Source organism: Ruegeria sp. BHSB058, assembly GCF_059613285.1.
The window spans coordinates 1-1,250 of the sequence record NZ_JBXWSF010000196.1; the positions used below are offsets into that span (position 1 = coordinate 1).

The 1,250-nt window shown below is 59.0% G+C and carries 1 protein-coding gene and 1 pseudogene; both read right to left on the reverse strand.

The window, feature by feature from the left end; all coding sequences use genetic code 11:
* Positions 1-253, reverse strand: a pseudogene (locus AC2FNB_RS21310) (hypothetical protein); the annotation flags it as partial.
* The coding region (locus AC2FNB_RS21315; protein WP_496748717.1) for a glycerophosphodiester phosphodiesterase family protein at positions 240-1,250 on the reverse strand (1,011 nt) is incomplete at its 5' end. The gene AC2FNB_RS21315 and the pseudogene AC2FNB_RS21310, both read right to left, overlap by 14 nt.

Genomic DNA, 1,250 nt, shown 5'->3' on the forward strand with positions numbered 1-1,250 from the left:
TGACGCAGCAATCTTCCCACGGCGGCGCCTCCTCGTAGGTTCGGGCAAACTCGGGAAAGATATCGGCGGCAAATCCCCAGACCGAGGACATGCCACCTGAACATCCGTCGGTCTCGAATGGCCGCAGCTCTACCGTTTCCCGGGCCAGCATCAATGCGCGGTGTGCCGGTAGCTCGATCGTTCGGATCAGTTCCTGTGCGCCCGCTTGCACCGCCAGACAGCACAAAAGCGCAGATACCTTAGGGACTGTCATCGCGCATCTTCTCGGTCTCGATCTCCATCCCCAGTTCTCCCGCAAGCCACAGCATCAGCCGTTCCGCCGGGCCCAGTTGGGACCGTAATTCCAGAACCCGCCGCGCCAGGGCCGGTTTGTCGGTGATCAGCCCATCGACCCCCATCGATGCCATTTGCGACATCTGGATCGGGTCGTTTATCGTCCAGACATAAAAATCCTTACCGGCCTCGTGGACTGACCGGATCAGCCCGGGTGAAGCCATGTTGGCATTCACGGCAACGAAATCGGCATCCAGCCCGGCAAGGTTGCCGACAGCCGTCGCCGCCAACACGCCTGTTCGCCAGTCAGGTCGCAAGGCGCGCATTTTCTGTACAGCAGGGTATTTCAGCGACATGGTGGCCACATCGTCTTCCATGCCGAGGTCTTCGACAATTTGTACAACCCGGTTTTCCAGATCTTCGTCATGGCCATAATACTTCAACTCGATGATGACCTTGGAATTCCCACGCGCCGCCGCCAGCACATCGCGAAGGGTGGGGGTACGCTCCTCGGCATATTCCGGGTCAAACCAGCTGCCAATATCAATATCGTCCAGATCCGACATGGTGGCATCCCAGACTTTCAGATCGGTCTGCGCCAGTTTCATGAAATCGCTGTCATGCGCGACAACGACGACTCCGTCGGCCGTTTCCTGCACGTCGATTTCAACCCAGTCAGCGCCGTCGTCGATAGCCTTCAGCACCGACGCCATGGTGTTTTCCGGCCGCAACGCAGCGGCCCCGCGGTGGCCGATCACGTCAACCGCATCATTGGCCTGAACATTTGCCAGCAAGCCGTTGCTCAGCCAGAATCCGGCCAGAACCGCCAGACCCGAGATGCCAACAAGGGCGATCAAACGGGTTTTGATGCTACCCTGTTTTCCCGGTACCTGCAGCTTGACTTCGCCCTCATAAAACCCATCCAGCAGAGCGGCCAGAGCACCCAAAGCGATCGCGGCCAAAACCAAGCCTGCCAG